Source organism: Halomonas sp. 25-S5 (assembly GCF_029889845.1).
Taxonomy (GTDB): domain Bacteria; phylum Pseudomonadota; class Gammaproteobacteria; order Pseudomonadales; family Halomonadaceae; genus Halomonas.
This window is the reverse complement of the sequence record NZ_JARANV010000014.1, coordinates 33,391-45,780: the sequence shown is the minus strand read 5'-3', so window position 1 is coordinate 45,780 and position 12,390 is coordinate 33,391. Positions and strand designations below refer to the sequence as shown.

Here is a 12,390-nt window from a genome sequence, read left to right as displayed (position 1 = left end):
CATGACCCCCTATCAGCAACTCCAGGCCGCCACCCACGCCGAGCGCGACTGGCTGCTGGCCGCGCCGATGCTGACCCGCGCCCTGAGCGGCGAGGTGAGCCGCGACGAGTACCTGGCCTTCCTCGGCCAGGCCTACCACCATGTGCGCTTCACGGTGCCACTGATGATGGCCTGCGGGGCGCGCCTGCCCGACCGCCTCGGCTGGCTGCGCAGCGCCCTGGTGGAGTACATCGAGGAGGAGCATGGCCACGAGCAATGGATCCTCGATGACATCCGCGCCACCGGTGGCGATCCCGAAGCGGCGGCCGCCGCCGAGCCCGACCCCGCCACGCGGCTGATGGTCTCGCATGTCCGCGACGTGATCGAACACGGCAACCCGGTGGGTTTCTTCGGCATGGTGCAGGTGCTCGAGGGCACCAGCACGGCGCTGGCCACCCAGGCCGCCGAGGGACTCCAGGCGAGCCTCGGGCTGCCGGACGACGCGGTACGCTACCTGACTTCCCACGGCAGCCTGGACATCGGCCACCTGGCCTTCTTCGAGGGGCTGGTGAACCGCCTGGAGGGCGACGACCTGGCGGCGGTGATCGACACCGCACGGATGGTCTATCGGCTCTATGGCGCCATGTTCCGCAGCATCGTGGCCCGCTGCGACGGTGGCAGCGCCACTCGGGAGCTCTCCGATGCGCTGGTCTGACAGGGTGTTTCGCCGCGTCAGCCTGCCCGAGGGGGGCTGGCCCGCCCAGCGGATCCTGATCACCGGCGCCAGCGGCGGCATCGGCCAGGCGCTGGTCGACGAGCTCACCGCCGCCGGGGCACGGCTGCTGATCACCGGGCGCCGCGACGAGGCCCTCGAGGCCCTGGTCGCGCGCCATCCGGGCCAGGTGACGGCCATGACCGCCGACCTGACCCGCGCCGAGGACCGTAACCGGCTGGTGATGGCAAGCCGCGAGGCCGGTTGCAACATGCTGGTCAACGCCGCCGGGGTGAACCGCGTGGGGCTGTTCGAGTCCTGCAGCGACGAGGAGATCGAGGCGCTGGTCACCCTCAACCTCACTGCCACCCTGCAGCTGACCCGGGCGCTGCTGCCGCAGCTGCTCGCCGCCGAGCACGGCTGGGTGGTCAACCTGGGCTCGACCTTCGGCACCATCGGCTACCCTGGGCAGGTCGGATACTGCGCTACCAAGTTCGCCCTGCGCGGCTTCAGCCAGGCCCTGCGCCGGGAGCTCGCCGATACCCGCGTGCGGGTGCTGCATGTCTCCCCCCGGGCCACCCGTACCGCCATGAACGCACCCGAGGTGGAGGCGATGAACCAGGCGCTCGGCAACGCCATGGACACCCCGGCGCGGGTCGCCTCGGCGGTACGCCGCGCCATCGAGCATGGCCGCGAGGAAACCCAGCTGGGTGGCCCCGAGCAGCTCTTCACCCGCCTCAACAGCCTGCTGCCGCGCCTGGTCGACCAGGCCCTGCTGCGCCAGCTGCCGGTGATCCGCCGCTTCCTTGCCCCGGCAGGCGAGACTGGCCCCGACGCAAGCGAGACGCGACATCTGCCATGATCGGCCACGGCCGCAGCAGGCGCGCTCGCCTCGTGGGGCTCGACAGGCTCTGCGGGTGAGGCGACCATCGGCATGAACGGGGCCACTATCGGCCCCTTGGAGGAGTGACCCCCACCCCATGCGCATCCTGCTGGTAGAGGACGACCCCAGCCTGGCGGCGGGCATCCGCCTGGCGCTCAAGCCGGAACACTACACCGTGGACCTGTTGACCGATGGCCGGCAGGCCTTGGCTGCCCTCGAGAGCAACGAGCCCTTCGATGCGGTGATCCTCGATCTGGGCCTTCCCGGGCTCGACGGCATGCAGGTGCTGGAGGCGACACGCCGCCGGGGCAACCGCGTGCCGGTGCTGGTGCTGACCGCCCGGGACGGCATCGACGACCGCATCGCCGGCCTGGATGCCGGTGCTGACGACTACCTGGTCAAGCCCTTCCAGGTCGCGGAGCTGAAGGCCCGCCTGCGGGCCCTGCTGCGCCGCAGCCAGCGGCAGGCCAGCAGCGTGCTGGAGGCCCGCGGCATCCGCCTCGATCCCGCCACCCACAGCGTCAGCTACCACGGCGAGCCGGTGTCGCTGTCGCGGCGCGAGTTCACCCTGCTCCAGGAGTTCCTCGCCCACCCCGGCCGGGTATTCACTCGCGACACCCTGACCCGGCTGGTCTATGGCTGGGAAGAAGAGGTGGAGAGCAACGCCATCGAGGTGCATGTGCACCACCTGCGGCGCAAGTTCTTCCCCGAGCTGATTCGTACCCTGCGCGGCATCGGCTATGTGCTCGACAGCCCCGCGCCGGACAGGACGGGCTGATGTCGATCCGTCGCCGCACCCTCGGCGTGGTGCTGCTGGTCTTCGGCCTGAGCATGCTGGTCATCGGCCTGACCAGCTACCGCGATGCCGCCCACGAGGTGGAGGAGCTGTTCGATGCCAAGCTGGCCCAGAATGCCCGCCTGCTCGAGGGCCTGATGCGCGCTCCGCTGGCGAGCGAGCAGCGCGAGGCCCTGCTGGAAAGCCTGAAAGCCTCCCTGCAGCGCGTGGAACAGGCCGACCAGCAGATCGCCGGCCACCGCTACGAGAGCAAGCTGGCCTTCCAGCTGTGGGAAGGCGACCAGTTGCTGCTGCGCTCGGACAGCGCCCCGCCGGCACCACTCACAGCACTGAGCGAGGGTTACGAGGACACTCGGCTGGCCGGCCGCACCTGGCGGGTCTATGCGCTGAGCACGCCTCGATCCCCGCTGCGCGTGGTGGTGGGGGAGCGCGGCGATGTGCGCGGCGAGCTGGTGACACTGATCGCCCTGCGCACCCTGATGCCAGACCTGCTGGGGCTGCCGGTGCTGGCCTTCCTGCTGTGGTGGGCGACCGGCTGGGGGCTGCGGCCGCTGTCGCGGATGGCCGAACAGATCCGCCGTCGCGATCCCCACACCCTGCAGCCCTTGATCCTCCACCCGCTGCCGCGGGAGCTGGAGACCATCGCCGGCGCCCTGAACCGCCTGCTCGAGCGCATCCGCGCGCTGCGGGTGCGCGAGAAGCGCTTCATCGCCGACGCCGCCCACGAGCTGCGCACGCCGCTGGCGGTGCTCGACCTGCACGCCCAGAACGCCCTGGCCGCCGAGGACCCGGCGGATCGCCGCGAGGCGCTGGGCAAGCTGCGCGATGGCGTGGCCCGGAGCACTCGCCTGGTCACCCAGCTGCTCGCCCTGGCCCGCCTGGACCCGGAGGAGGAGTCGCCGCTGGCCGGCAAGCCCGCCGACCTGCTGGTCGAGGTGCGCGAGGCGCTGGCCAAGCTCTCGCCACTGGCCGCCGAGCGCGGCATCGAGTTACAGCTGGAGGCCGACGAGGCCACCGACTGGAGGCTGTCGGTCGAGCCCGGGGCCATCGATACGCTGATCCAGAACCTGGCCGGCAATGCTCTGCAGCACTCCCCCCAGGGGGGCACCGTCACGGTGGGGCTGGCGGCCGGCGACCACGCCCTGTCGCTGACGATCGACGATCAGGGGACCGGCATCCCGCCTGACCAGCGCCTCGAGGTCCTCGAGCGCTTCCACCGGGCCGGGCCGGGCGCCGGCGCCGGCCTGGGACTCTCCATCGTCGACCGGCTGCTGCAGCGCCACGCCGGCCGCCTGCGACTCGACGACGCCCCGGACGGCGGGCTCAGGGTGGAGGTCGTGCTGCCGCGCACGCACCGGGCAGCGTGACCGCCATTCCGCCATAAGGCGGCGTTAAGCTGGCCGGGCCAGTATGGCATCTCCGCTTCTCGATACGGCGATGCCATGCCCGACCTGACACCCCTGGCGACGATGCGCTCCGGCGCAGTGCCGAGGTTTCCCGTTTCCCTCCCCTACCGCCTGGCCCTGGCCTGGTGCGGCTTTCTCGCCCTGATGCTGGTGATATACGGGCTGGGGCTGGACTTCACGCTCGCCGATGTTCTCTACCGCTGGCAGGGCGGCGAGTGGGCCCTGCAGGATCATGTGTTGCTGCAGGACTGGCTGCACCAAGGCGGCCGGACGCTCAGCCAGTGGATGGGAGCCGGGGTCATTGTTGCCCTGCTCGCCAGCCTGCTGCCGACCCCGCTGCGCCGCTGGCGGCGAGCGCTGCTGTTCCTGTTCCTGGCCGTGGCGACCTCGACACTCAGTATCTCGATCCTCAAGCAGCTGGTGAGCATGGAGTGCCCCTGGGACCTGGCCCGCTATGGCGGCGACTGGCCCTTCGTCGGCCTGCTGGCATGGCGGCCAAGCGGGATGCCGGACACCGCCTGCTTTCCCGCTGGCCACGCCAGTGCCGGCTATGCCTGGCTGGCGCTCTACTTCTTCCTGGCCGCCACCTGGCCTCGCTGGCGCTGGCTGGGGCTGGCCACCGGCCTGGGGCTGGGGCTCGCCTTCGGCATCGCCCAGCAGCTGCGGGGCGCCCACTTCCTGTCCCATGATCTCTGGACGCTGATGCTCTGCTGGACGATCAGCACGCTGCTGGCAAGCTGGTTGCTGCCGGCATGGCATCTCCCGCAACGTCGCCTGACCCTGCCGCCCAACACTGACGAGACATCCCCCGATGCCTGATGCGATTTCCCTCACGCGCCTGGGGCGGGCCATCCCCCCCTCGCGACTGCCGGCCCTGTCCCCTCAGGCGCTCACCCTGCTGGCCAGCCTGGCCTTCACGCTGCTCTACAACCAGCGGTTCTGGTCCGCGGTGATCGACGCTGCGCCCCCCGGCGGCCTCGCCGACTGGGGACGACTGGCCGGCTATGGCGTGGCCATGACCGCGCTGCACTTCGTGGTCTTTCTGCCACTGGTCAACCGCATCAGCGTCAAGCCGCTGTTGTCCTTGCTGGTGGTGTTGGCGGCATCAATCAGCTACTTCACCGGCCACTACGGGGCCTACTTCGATACCCACATGATCGACAACGTGCTGCAGACCGATACCCGCGAGGCGGGCGAGCTGCTGACCCCGGGGCTGGCGCTCTACCTGCTGCTCTTCGCCGGGCTGCCGATGCTGGTGATATGGCGCTGGCCGCTGCGACGGCGCAGCTGGCCGCGGGGGCTGGGCATATCGCTGCTGTGGCTGGCCGGTGGCATAGCCGTGCTGGTGGTGTCGCTGCTGTTCTCCTTCCAGAGCCTGTCCTCGCTGATGCGCAATCATCACGAGTTGCGTTATCTGATCACGCCGGGCAACGCCATCGTCTCGACCAGTCAGGTCATGGCGGCCGAGGACCCGCTGCCGGACGAGCGCCTGCCCATCGGCGAGGATGCCGTTCGCCAGGCCAGTGCCACCGGCACCCCGCGCTTGCTGGTGCTGGTGGTCGGCGAGACCGTGCGTGCCGCCGACTGGGGGCTATCCGGCTACTCGCGCCAGACGACGCCACGCCTGGCGGGCCGTGACCTCATCAACTTCACCGACGTGGCAAGCTGCGGCACCAACACCGCCGTCTCGCTACCTTGCATGTTCGCGCCCATCGGCAAGGCCGACTACGACGAACGCTACATCAGGAGCCACGAGTCGCTGCTGGACGTGCTGCAGCGGGCAGGCTACCGGGTGGAGTGGATCGACAACCAGTCGGGCTGCAAGGGGGTCTGCGACGGGGTGGAGCACTTTTCGCCGGACCCGCAGGCCTATCCGGCGCTGTGCGACGGGCATGACTGCCGGGACGGCGTGCTGACCGAGGAGCTCTCCCGGCGCATCGGCTCGATACGCGAAGATACGGTGATCGTGCTGCACACCCTCGGCAATCATGGCCCCAGCTACTTCCAGCGCTATCCCGAAGCCTTCCGGGCCTTCACCCCCACCTGTGATACCTCGGACCTGGCCCAGTGCTCCCGGGAGTCGATCGTCAACAGCTACGACAATGCGATCCTCTATACCGACAGCGTGCTGGATGACCTCATCGGCGTGCTGGAGCAGCAGCCGTCTCTGGCCACGGCGATGCTGTATGTCTCCGACCATGGCGAATCCCTGGGCGAGAACGGCATCTACCTGCACGGCCTGCCCTACGCCATCGCCCCGGATGAGCAGACTCGGGTGCCGATGACCTGGTGGTCATCCCGGGCATTCGACCAGGCCGCCGGGCTCGAGCGCGACTGCCTGGCCAGCCGGGCCGACCAGCCACTGAGTCACGGCCATCTCTTTCATAGCCTGCTCGGCGTGCTGGGCGTCGAGAGCAGCATCCGTGACCCGAACATGGACATCAGCCAGGCGTGTCGCTCCCCCATGGCCGCTGCCACCTGACGTCCTCCCGGCCGGGGCGAGCCCTCACTCCCGCCCCGGTGCGTCCTTGGTGGCCAGGTCGGGGCGCGACTCGTACTCCACGCCATGGTCACGCAGGTAGTCGCGGATCAGCTGTCGCACCACCTGGGAAGGAGTCAGGTCCTGGGCCGCACACAGCTGCTCGAAGGCCCGCTTCTTGTGCGGGTCGATCAGCAGAGTCAGGCGTGCCGTCTTCTTCTCCATCGCGATTCTCCGTCAGTATTATCATCAAATGTTAATGTCCGCGGCCAGCCTGGGCAATGCCGGTGATACATTTGTCGAAAATACTAACGACATGTTAATATTATTCACATAGTCAACCGGCACGAACCCCACCGGGCGTGTGGCTACCGGCCCATCCACGCGACCAGTTAGCCCAGGGAGGACCCCGCGAATGGCACGCCACCGACCGTCCCCACCCCTTCCCAGCATTGCCACCGGCCTGCGCGCGGCCTGGCGAGACGGCTACGGCCTGGACGACCTGCGCCGCGACATCCTCGCCGGGCTGACCATCGGCACCGTGGCGGTGCCGCTCTCCATGGCACTGGCCATCGCCACCGGCGTGCCTCCCCAGCACGGGCTCTACACGGCGATCGTCGCCGGCGCCATCATCGCGCTGACCGGCGGTTCACGCTTCAATGTCTCGGGGCCGACGGCGGCCTTCGTCGTCATCCTCTTCCCCATCGTCCAGCAGTACGGCCTGGGCGGCCTGCTGATCGCCTCGATGATGGCCGGCGTGATCCTGGTGGCGCTGGGCATCGCCGGCATGGGGCGCCTCATCCAGTACGTGCCCTATCCGGTGGTGTTGGGCTTCACGGCGGGGATCGCAGTGGTGATCGCGGTGCTGCAGGTGCCCGACTTCCTGGGGCTCGAGGTCGGACAGCTGGGCGAGCACTTCGTCGAGAATCTAGGACGGATCGCCGCCTCGCTACCGAGCCTGGATCCGCTCGAGCTGGGGGTGGGGGCCTTTTCCCTGGGCGTCATGCTGCTCTGGCCGCGCCTGCATGTGCCGATTCCGGCACCCCTGATCGGACTGATAGTGGGTGCGCTGTCCGCCTATACGATCAATCATGGCATCGGCGACCCGAGCACGGGGAACCTGGTGGAGACCATCGCCTCGCGCTTCACCTGGGAGGCCCATGGCGAGACGGGCAGCGGCATCCCCCCGATCGCGCCGAGTTTCGTGGCCCCCTGGCGGCTGCCCGGCGCGGATGGCGAACCCCTGGCACTGAACTTCGAACTGATTCGCGCCCTGCTGGGTCCCGCCTTCGCCATCGCCATACTGGGGGCGATCGAGTCACTGCTGTGCGCGGTGGTATCGGATGGTTTGACCCGGACCCGCCATGACCCCAACGCCGAGCTGATCGGCCAGGGGCTGGGCAATATCGTCGCACCGCTGTTCGGCGGCATCACCGCCACGGCCGCCATCGCCCGGACCGCCACCAACATCCGCAGCGGCGCCCGTTCGCCGATCGCAGCGGTGGTGCATGCGCTGGTGGTGCTGCTGGCGGTGGTCGCCCTGGCGGGCCTGCTGGGGCTGGTGCCGATGGCCGCGCTGGCGGCGCTGCTGTTCATCATCGCCTGGAACATGGGTGAGGCCCGCCACTTCCTGCACACCCTGCGCTCGGCCCCGCCGGGCGACGTGGCCATCCTGGTGACCTGCTTCACCCTGACCGTGTTCTTCGACATGGTGCTGGCGGTGGCCGTGGGCATCGGGCTGGCCGCCGCCCTGTTCATCCGGCGCATGTCGCTGCTGACCCAGACGCAACGGGTCGACGCCGGATCCCATGCCAGCATCGGCGAGCTGCCTGGCGAGGTCGCCCTCTACGACATCGATGGCCCGCTGTTCTTCGGCGCCGCCGAGAAGGCACTCACCTCGCTGCACCTGGTGGACCCGAAGGTGCGGGTCGTCATCCTCGACATGCATGACGTACCGAGCATGGATGGCACCGCCATCGTGGCCCTCAAGACCCTGATCGACGAGATGCGCCGCCAGGGAGTCGCCCTGGTGCTGGTCGGCCTGCCGACGCGGATCCTCGTCAAGCTGCGCCGCGCCGGCATCCGCCGCACGGCCGGCCGGCTGACCTGGTGCCGAGAGCTGGCACAGGCCCGAAGGGTAGCCCTGCGCTGGCTCGCCGGAGAAGAGGCGCGCCGGCGGGCACACAACTAACGCCGACTCGTCTTGGCGACCCTGGCCCGGCCTTTACAGCCAGGGAGCGTGCAGGGATAGTGGGGACTGACGACAGGGCCGCCCCGTCTCCCCGGCGGCCAGGGCGGCGGCCTCCATGGCCTCGACCCAGTGGGGTGAGAGGGTGCCGATATTGATCGTCAGGGCGCCGGCCAGCGCGGTGAACTCGGCGGCTTCCTCGATACGAAAAAGCAAACCGAACACGCGGCGGATGGGTTGGGCGAAGGCCGTGGCCGTATATTGCATGCGCGGATTGGGTGGCGCGAACCCGCAGTCCCACGCGTCGCAGGGCCGCACCGCGGCGCACCGCGGCGCACCGCGCCGCGGCGCCATGCCCAGCCGGCCACGAGGGCCAGAACCGCCAGCAGAACTACCACCAACGGCGCGCTGTAGCTGGCCGTCTCCGGTGCCATTGGGGTGAGAGCCACAGCCAGCCGCCACCGGTCGCCTGCGGCAGCCCCTGTCCGAGGAGCTGCTCGGGGACGGCCTGCAACATGGCCACTACGACGGTGGGAAGCACACCGAAGAGCAGGCACAGCGCGGCCAGCACGGCCTGGCCGGCGCGCATGCCCAAGGGCACCCGACAGGCGCGGCGCACATGGCGGCTACGGGCACGGCCCAGGAAGGCCACACCGTATACCTTCACGAAGCAGGCCGCGGCCAGCGCCCCGGTGAGCGCCAGTACCGCCGCCGCCATGGGCACCAGGCTGCGCAGCACGCCGCTGTCCAGCTGCCAGGCCTGCAGGGCGGACTGGAAGGTCAGCCACTCAGAGACGAAGCCGTTGAACGGCGGCAGCGCCGAGATGGAGATGCAGCCGACCAGGAAGATCAGGCCGGTCCACGGCATGCGCCGCAGCAGCCCGCCCATCTGCTCCAGGTCGCGCTCGTGGGCGCTGTGCAGCACCGCGCCGGCGCCGAGGAACAGCAGGCCCTTGAACAGGGCATGGTTGACGGTGTGGTACAGGGCGGCCACGAGGGCGAGGACCCCCGGGACCGGATGGCCCGTCGTGGCCAGGAAAAGCAGGGCCAGCCCGAGCCCGATGAAGATGATGCCGATGTTCTCCACCGAATGATAGGCCAGCAGGCGCTTGAGGTCGTGCTGCATGAGGGCATAGAGGACCCCCATCAGGGCCGAGATGCTGCCCACGGCGAGCACGGCCACGCCCCACTGCCAGTGGACGGTCCCGATGAGGTCGAAAAAGAAGCGGATGAAGCCGTAGACCGCCACCTTGAGCATCACGCCCGACATCAGCGCCGAGATATGCGATGGGGCCACCGGATGGGCCTCGGGGAGCCATGAGCAGGTAGAGGAAGGCGGCGCGGCGGTTGGCGCCGTGCTCGTGGTGGAAGGCGACCAGGAGATAGGAGGACAGCGACATCACCTCCCAGGCCACCATGAACCCGAAGGCGTCGTCGGCGGCGACGGCGAGCACCCGTGCCTCCAGGAAGTCGAAGCGCCCCTCCGTGATTGCCTCAGCGAGCACATGATTGAGCACATCCTCGATGACGGCACGCTGCTGGCCAATCGGTACGCTCCGGCTGAGTACCCGCGCGGCCGTCGGGCAGAAGGGCGTGCAACCGCATAGAGGACTCCCATTCGCGGCGGCGAGACGGTGCGTTACCGTAGCACCGCGCGGCCGCCGAGGGTTTGCGCAGGCTCAAAGGTAGGGCGGCGGCACCGCGCTAGTCCTGCCCTGTTCCCACATCTCGGGCTGAACAAACGCGTAGTGGCTGGCTACTGTGCTCGGCATGCGGGCACAGAGCCAGATCAAACGCTCGTTGAGCGAGCCCGCAGGCGTCGCCCGGGCGCAGGCGCTGATGCGCGAAGCGCCCGAGGCGCATCGCACGGCGCTCGCGGGATCGGCTCTGCGGGAGTTCGGGTTCGTCGACAGCTGTGGCCGCGCGCACGGCGCCAGGGCCATGGCGCGAGCGAAGATAGGCGCCAGAGCGCGCGCATCAAGCGGCTCTATGTCACCGGCGCCCAACAGGCCCGGCTCGCGCGTGGCGAGCTGGAGATCGCGCGCACCCGCGGGCGCTACCGGCTGATCCCCGCGGAGGTCGCCGACCGGGTCGAGCCCATGGCGCCGTTTCTGATCGCCTTCCGCGGCGGCGCCGCCGAGGGCGAGGACGATCCCGCTTATGCGGAGCACCCCGTCCCGGACGACCTCATGTGGTAGGGCGAACCGGGCGCGCCGGCGCGGGCATTGACCCCGTGGGCACCATGGCGGTGTCCCGGGCCAGGCACGGCCCCGGGATCAACAACCCCCTGGGCTGGCGGCGCCGGGCTGCGAGGACGGCCCGACGGCATGACGGAGGCAGGACATGAACGCACTGATCTGGCTCGCCGTCGCGATCACCAGCGAGGTGATCGCGACCACCGCACTCAAGGCCTCCGAGGGCTTCTCCCGCCCGGGCCCGTCGGTAATCGTCTTCGGCGAGACGTTCCCGCTCGCCAAGGCCGGCGGGATCGCGCTGATCGTTGCGGGCGTGGTGATGCTGAACCTGCCGGCGGCGAGGGGCTGACCCGCAATACAGCCCCCCGCCGCGACAGCCCGGCCGCCCACTACCCGCAAAGCGGGCGGCCGACCCGGGCCCGCGGTCAGGCCCTGTGTTTGCGGCCGGTCACCATCGCGCGCACCAGGTTCTCGCGATGGAGCCGGCTTGAGACGATCACGCCCGCGATATGCAGGAATACGAGAAAGAGCGTCGCATTGGTCGACACCTCGTGGACCTCCTCCCAGAACTCCTCGCCGCCTTCGCCGCCTTCGCCGCGCTCGCCGGCCTCACCGTACTCGCCTTCCTCCGCGCGGGCTGTGGCGATGACCGCCCCACCGTTGCTACCGGCCGCCGCGGTAAACACACCGCCCTCGGCCGTGTCGAGCATCACGCCGCTCAACGTCACGACGAACAGGCCCACGAGCAGGGCGATGATCATCCAGCCACCGGCCGGATTGTGGCCGAGGTAGTGGCGCGGCTTCCCGGACACCAGCCCACGCAGGTAGGCGAAGACCTCCCCCGGCGGCCGCACGAAGTCCGCGAAACGCGCATACCTTGAGCCCACCACCCCCCAGATCACGCGCACGACGATCAGCGCCAGCACGATGTACCCGGCGTAGATGTGAACCATGCTCTCCTCCTCGGCGGAGAAATACGCGACAGTGAAGGCCACCACCAGCGACCAGTGAAAAAGCCGCACCACCGGATCCCACACCTGCACCATCTTTCCGGCGCGGGCGTCACCTTTCTCTTCTTCCGTACTCATACACCCTCCTTTATCGGAACGGGCCGACGCCCTGTCCGCTCATAAGTATGAGGGCACCGCGCGCGGTACCCCGGCGCCTCTCACCTGTCGTCGCCATCCCGGCGCTCTCCATGCCCACGGCGTTCCCCATGCTCGCCGTAGGTACCCCGGCGATCATCATCGTACCAGCCACGACCAATTTCGTTGCGCTCGATGCGGCCGTCGCCGTTACGGTCCATCCACATCAGCCGGCGCTCCATCGGGTAGGCGAACTCGTCCTGGCTGACGCTACCGTCGCCGTTGCTGTCGAGCCTCTGCATGCGGCGCTCGGCACGCATGCGCATCATCAGCGCCTGCATCTCCCGGACCTCGAGCTGGCCGTCGCCGTTGACGTCCGCCTCGGAGAAGCGGCCCGCCTGGCGATCCTTGAGGTCCTGGACACTCATGGGCAGGTCGTCCGGGGTGACCCCCGACATCATGGGCCCGCCGTAGCCCCCACGCCGCTCCGGGCTGGCGTTGGCGACGCCGGCCACAACGACCGTGAGAACGGTGGCACCGATCAAGAGCTTGCCTTTGTGCATAGGTCTTCTCCCATAATGGCTGTTGTGATTACCGCGAAGATTGCGGCCGCGGCGGACCGCCACATCTCACCCGATTGTAGCCATGGGCAATGGCGGGAATATGC

The 12,390-nt window shown here is 69.3% G+C and carries 14 protein-coding genes; 9 read left to right on the top strand and 5 right to left on the bottom strand.

Annotated elements, in window-relative coordinates:
• The first annotated feature begins 1 nt into the window (after window position 1).
• From OP498_RS11190 to OP498_RS11165, 6 genes are all read left to right on the top strand, one after another.
• Complete coding sequence (locus tag OP498_RS11190) at window positions 2-694, top strand: iron-containing redox enzyme family protein (protein ID WP_280547003.1); 693 nt, start codon at window positions 2-4, stop codon at window positions 692-694.
• A complete protein-coding gene (locus tag OP498_RS11185; protein WP_280553554.1) occupies window positions 681-1,553 on the top strand; it encodes an SDR family oxidoreductase in 873 nt (290 codons plus the stop codon). Before OP498_RS11190 ends, OP498_RS11185 begins: the two co-directional genes overlap by 14 nt.
• 118 nt (window positions 1,554-1,671) lie before the next feature.
• Entirely contained in the window at window positions 1,672-2,352 is a 681-nt protein-coding gene (locus tag OP498_RS11180) for a response regulator transcription factor (protein WP_280547000.1), read from the top strand.
• Window positions 2,352-3,737, top strand: coding sequence for an ATP-binding protein (locus OP498_RS11175; protein WP_348533484.1), 1,386 nt, complete (start codon window positions 2,352-2,354; stop codon window positions 3,735-3,737). Before OP498_RS11180 ends, OP498_RS11175 begins: the two co-directional genes overlap by 1 nt.
• Window positions 3,738-3,812: 75 nt before the next feature.
• Complete coding sequence (locus tag OP498_RS11170) at window positions 3,813-4,595, top strand: phosphatase PAP2 family protein (RefSeq protein ID WP_280553553.1); 783 nt, start codon at window positions 3,813-3,815, stop codon at window positions 4,593-4,595.
• Window positions 4,588-6,258, top strand: a complete 1,671-nt coding sequence (locus OP498_RS11165) for a phosphoethanolamine--lipid A transferase (protein WP_280546998.1) — start codon at window positions 4,588-4,590, stop codon at window positions 6,256-6,258. The genes OP498_RS11170 and OP498_RS11165 overlap by 8 nt, the downstream gene beginning before the upstream one ends.
• Before the next feature lie 24 nt (window positions 6,259-6,282).
• Here OP498_RS11165 and OP498_RS11160 read toward each other — a convergent pair whose 3' ends face one another.
• Window positions 6,283-6,480, bottom strand: coding sequence for a CopG family transcriptional regulator (locus OP498_RS11160; RefSeq protein ID WP_280546997.1), 198 nt, complete (start codon window positions 6,478-6,480; stop codon window positions 6,283-6,285).
• A 190-nt stretch (window positions 6,481-6,670) separates the two neighbouring features.
• Here OP498_RS11160 and dauA point away from each other — a divergent pair, with 190 nt between their 5' ends.
• Window positions 6,671-8,446: a C4-dicarboxylic acid transporter DauA gene (gene dauA, locus OP498_RS11155; protein ID WP_280546996.1), complete on the top strand. Its 1,776-nt coding sequence runs from the start codon at window positions 6,671-6,673 to the stop codon at window positions 8,444-8,446.
• Window positions 8,447-8,479: 33 nt separating this feature from the next.
• Here dauA and OP498_RS11150 read toward each other — a convergent pair whose 3' ends face one another.
• Window positions 8,480-8,710, bottom strand: a complete 231-nt coding sequence (locus OP498_RS11150; protein WP_280553552.1) for a hydroxyethylthiazole kinase — start codon at window positions 8,708-8,710, stop codon at window positions 8,480-8,482.
• A 124-nt stretch (window positions 8,711-8,834) separates the two neighbouring features.
• A complete protein-coding gene (locus OP498_RS11145) occupies window positions 8,835-9,827 on the bottom strand; it encodes a proton-conducting transporter membrane subunit (RefSeq protein ID WP_280547042.1) in 993 nt (330 codons plus the stop codon).
• A gap of 250 nt (window positions 9,828-10,077) precedes the next feature.
• On the opposite strand from OP498_RS11145, the gene OP498_RS11140 reads away from it, so the two are divergent.
• Complete coding sequence (locus OP498_RS11140; RefSeq protein WP_348533483.1) at window positions 10,078-10,641, top strand: DUF2058 family protein; 564 nt, start codon at window positions 10,078-10,080, stop codon at window positions 10,639-10,641.
• Between the two features lie 145 nt (window positions 10,642-10,786).
• Window positions 10,787-10,987 (top strand): SMR family transporter, encoded by a 201-nt coding sequence (locus OP498_RS11135; protein ID WP_280546994.1) that lies wholly within the window; start codon window positions 10,787-10,789, stop codon window positions 10,985-10,987.
• A 76-nt stretch (window positions 10,988-11,063) separates the two neighbouring features.
• Here OP498_RS11135 and OP498_RS11130 read toward each other — a convergent pair whose 3' ends face one another.
• On the bottom strand, window positions 11,064-11,726 hold the full coding sequence (locus OP498_RS11130) for a cytochrome b/b6 domain-containing protein (protein WP_280546993.1): 663 nt from the start codon (window positions 11,724-11,726) through the stop codon (window positions 11,064-11,066).
• An 80-nt stretch (window positions 11,727-11,806) separates the two neighbouring features.
• The gene (locus OP498_RS11125) at window positions 11,807-12,286 is read right to left on the bottom strand and encodes an EF-hand domain-containing protein (protein ID WP_280546992.1); all 480 of its coding nucleotides are present in this window, start codon (window positions 12,284-12,286) and stop codon (window positions 11,807-11,809) included.
• Between the last annotated feature and the right edge of the window lie 104 nt (window positions 12,287-12,390).

What these genes read in the sequence shown, in the direction of transcription:
- OP498_RS11190 (WP_280547003.1), top strand. Translation starts at nt 2, where the DNA reads ATGACCCCCTATCAGCAACTCCAGGCCGCCACCCACGCCGAGCGCGAC.
- OP498_RS11135 (WP_280546994.1), top strand. Translation starts at nt 10,787, where the DNA reads ATGAACGCACTGATCTGGCTCGCCGTCGCGATCACCAGCGAGGTGATC.
- OP498_RS11150 (WP_280553552.1), bottom strand. Translation starts at nt 8,710, where the DNA reads ATGCAATATACGGCCACGGCCTTCGCCCAACCCATCCGCCGCGTGTTC.
- dauA (WP_280546996.1), top strand. Translation starts at nt 6,671, where the DNA reads ATGGCACGCCACCGACCGTCCCCACCCCTTCCCAGCATTGCCACCGGC.
- OP498_RS11185 (WP_280553554.1), top strand. Translation starts at nt 681, where the DNA reads ATGCGCTGGTCTGACAGGGTGTTTCGCCGCGTCAGCCTGCCCGAGGGG.
- OP498_RS11170 (WP_280553553.1), top strand. Translation starts at nt 3,813, where the DNA reads ATGCCCGACCTGACACCCCTGGCGACGATGCGCTCCGGCGCAGTGCCG.
- OP498_RS11180 (WP_280547000.1), top strand. Translation starts at nt 1,672, where the DNA reads ATGCGCATCCTGCTGGTAGAGGACGACCCCAGCCTGGCGGCGGGCATC.
- OP498_RS11160 (WP_280546997.1), bottom strand. Translation starts at nt 6,480, where the DNA reads ATGGAGAAGAAGACGGCACGCCTGACTCTGCTGATCGACCCGCACAAG.
- OP498_RS11175 (WP_348533484.1), top strand. Translation starts at nt 2,352, where the DNA reads ATGTCGATCCGTCGCCGCACCCTCGGCGTGGTGCTGCTGGTCTTCGGC.
- OP498_RS11125 (WP_280546992.1), bottom strand. Translation starts at nt 12,286, where the DNA reads ATGCACAAAGGCAAGCTCTTGATCGGTGCCACCGTTCTCACGGTCGTT.
- OP498_RS11130 (WP_280546993.1), bottom strand. Translation starts at nt 11,726, where the DNA reads ATGAGTACGGAAGAAGAGAAAGGTGACGCCCGCGCCGGAAAGATGGTG.
- OP498_RS11165 (WP_280546998.1), top strand. Translation starts at nt 4,588, where the DNA reads ATGCCTGATGCGATTTCCCTCACGCGCCTGGGGCGGGCCATCCCCCCC.